Origin of the sequence: Sinorhizobium fredii USDA 205 (assembly GCF_001461695.1) — a bacterium.
Classification (GTDB): Bacteria; Pseudomonadota; Alphaproteobacteria; order Rhizobiales; family Rhizobiaceae; genus Sinorhizobium; species Sinorhizobium fredii.
This window is the reverse complement of the sequence record NZ_AUTC01000056.1, coordinates 1-3,186: the sequence shown is the minus strand read 5'-3', so window position 1 is coordinate 3,186 and position 3,186 is coordinate 1. Positions and strand designations below refer to the sequence as shown.

Below are 3,186 nucleotides of genomic sequence, written 5' to 3'. Positions count from 1 at the left end.
GCGGCATACGAAAGTTGCCCGCATGGCCAGATTTGGCACCCCTTCGAGCGCGAGCGAGAAGGAAAGGTTTGCCAAATCCAAATAAGGATGAGCATTGGCAATGAGAACGATCAAGTGTCAAAAGGGCATTTGGTGGATGCCTTGGCATGCACAGGCGATGAAGGACGTGATACGCTGCGATAAGCCGTGGGGAGCTGCGAATGAGCTTTGATCCATGGATCTCCGAATGGGGCAACCCACCTTAGATGCTTGGAAAATCATTTTGGTTGGCTGCTGGTTGAACGAAGCGAAGCTTCGCAAGGCCAGAGGCCGTCGCCGGTTATCCGGCGTCAAGAAACCAAAGTGGTTTCCAAGCATTGTTGAAAGGTATCTTATCCTGAATTCAATAGGGATAAGAAGCGAACGCAGGGAACTGAAACATCTAAGTACCTGCAGGAAAGGACATCAACCGAGACTCCGCAAGTAGTGGCGAGCGAACGCGGACCAGGCCAGTGGCAATGAGGAATAAAGTGGAACGACTTGGAAAGGTCGGCCGTAGCGGGTGATAGCCCCGTACACGTAGAACACTCATTGTCCTTGAGTAAGGCGGGACACGTGAAATCCTGTCTGAACATGGGGAGACCACTCTCCAAGCCTAAGTACTCGTGCATGACCGATAGCGAACAAGTACCGTGAGGGAAAGGTGAAAAGCACCCCGACAAGGGGAGTGAAATAGAACCTGAAACCGGATGCCTACAAACAGTCGGAGCCCGCAAGGGTGACGGCGTACCTTTTGTATAATGGGTCAACGACTTAGTGTGACATGCAAGCTTAAGCCGGTAGGTGGAGGCGTAGCGAAAGCGAGTCTGAACAGGGCGCCTGAGTATGTCGCATTAGACCCGAAACCGAGTGATCTAGCCATGAGCAGGTTGAAGGTTGGGTAACACCAACTGGAGGACCGAACCCGCATCTGTTGCAATAGATTGGGATGACTTGTGGCTAGGGGTGAAAGGCCAATCAAACTCGGAAATAGCTGGTTCTCCGCGAAATCTATTTAGGTAGAGCGTCGACCGAATACCCCCGGGGGTAGAGCACTGGATGGGCTATGGGGACTCACCGTCTTACTGATCCTAACCAAACTCCGAATACCGGGGAGTACTAGTCGGCAGACACACGGCGGGTGCTAACGTCCGTCGTGAAAAGGGCAACAACCCTGACCTCCAGCTAAGGTCCCCAAGTCATGGCTAAGTGGGAAAGGATGTGAGGATCCCAAAACAACCAGGATGTTGGCTTAGAAGCAGCCATCATTTAAAGAAAGCGTAACAGCTCACTGGTCTAAATAAGGGTCTTTGCGCCGAAAATGTAACGGGGCTGAAGCCATGCACCGAAGCTGAGGATTTGATCGCAAGATCAAGTGGTAGCGGAGCGTTCCGTAAGCCTGTGAAGGGATACCCGTGAGGGGTCCTGGAGGTATCGGAAGTGCGAATGTTGACATGAGTAACGATAAAGAGGGTGAGAGACCCTCTCGCCGAAAGACCAAGGGTTCCTGCTTAAAGTTAATCTGAGCAGGGTTAGCCGGCCCCTAAGACGAGGCGGACACGCGTAGTCGATGGGAACCACGTTAATATTCGTGGGCCTGGTGGTAGTGACGGATCGCCCAACTTGTTCGGACTTATTGGATTGTCCGGGCGGGGACGCGGTTCCAGGAAATAGCTCCACCGTATAGACCGTACCCGAAACCGACACAGGTGGTCAGGTAGAGTATACCAAGGCGCTTGAGAGAACTATGTTGAAGGAACTCGGCAAATTGCACGCGTAACTTCGGAAGAAGCGTGACCCTTTTGTACGCAAGTATGATGGGGTGGCACAGACCAGGGGGTAGCGACTGTTTATCAAAAACACAGGGCTCTGCGAAGTCGCAAGACGACGTATAGGGTCTGACGCCTGCCCGGTGCTGGAAGGTTAAGAGGAGGGGTGCAAGCTCTGAATCGAAGCCCCAGTAAACGGCGGCCGTAACTATAACGGTCCTAAGGTAGCGAAATTCCTTGTCGGGTAAGTTCCGACCTGCACGAATGGCGTAACGACTTCCCCGCTGTCTCCAACATAGACTCAGTGAAATTGAATTCCCCGTGAAGATGCGGGGTTCCTGCGGTCAGACGGAAAGACCCCGTGCACCTTTACTATAGCTTTACACTGGCATTCGTGTCGGCATGTGTAGGATAGGTGGTAGGCTTTGAAGCGGGGACGCCAGTTCTCGTGGAGCCATCCTTGAAATACCACCCTTATCGTCATGGATGTCTAACCGCGGTCCGTCATCCGGATCCGGGACAGTGTATGGTGGGTAGTTTGACTGGGGCGGTCGCCTCCGAAAGAGTAACGGAGGCGCGCGATGGTGGGCTCAGAGCGGTCGGAAATCGCTCGTCGAGTGCAATGGCATAAGCCCGCCTGACTGCGAGACTGACAAGTCGAGCAGAGACGAAAGTCGGTCATAGTGATCCGGTGGTCCCGCGTGGAAGGGCCATCGCTCAACGGATAAAAGGTACGCCGGGGATAACAGGCTGATGACCCCCAAGAGTCCATATCGACGGGGTTGTTTGGCACCTCGATGTCGGCTCATCGCATCCTGGGGCTGGAGCAGGTCCCAAGGGTTTGGCTGTTCGCCAATTAAAGCGGTACGTGAGCTGGGTTCAGAACGTCGTGAGACAGTTCGGTCCCTATCTGCCGTAGGTGTAGGAATATTGACAGGATCTGTCCCTAGTACGAGAGGACCGGGATGGACATATCTCTGGTGGACCTGTTGTCCTGCCAAGGGCATAGCAGGGTAGCTATATATGGAAGGGATAACCGCTGAAGGCATCTAAGCGGGAAACCCACCTGAAAACGAGTATTCCCTTGAGAACCGTGGAAGACGACCACGTTGATAGGCCGGGTGTGGAAGTGCGGCAACGCATGAAGCTTACCGGTACTAATCGTTCGATCGGCTTGATCGTTCTTGTTGCCTATGCTCATCATAGATGAGCTTGACTGTCCTGACGCGCCAAAGCGCTCCGGACGGGCCGCGCCACAAGGCGCGACGGCCTTTGGCCTTGCGGAGCTAGCGCTCCGGAAAGTGCCCAAAGAACCGTCAGACGTGTTCAAAAATGAAGTGAAAACTTCAGCCAGCTTCTCAAATCAGTTTGCTCCGCAAGGAGCAAATCTTGCGCTTTG

The 3,186-nt window shown here is 53.7% G+C and carries 1 protein-coding gene and 1 rRNA gene; both read left to right on the top strand.

All coding sequences use genetic code 11. The features are described 5' to 3' along the window. The first annotated feature begins 108 nt into the window (after positions 1–108). Positions 109–2,969, top strand: a 23S ribosomal RNA gene (locus N181_RS07925). 11 nt (positions 2,970–2,980) lie between these two features. Beyond that, positions 2,981–3,186, top strand: a 206-nt coding sequence (locus N181_RS34235; RefSeq protein ID WP_210172811.1) for a hypothetical protein, incomplete at its 3' end; no start/stop codon positions are given.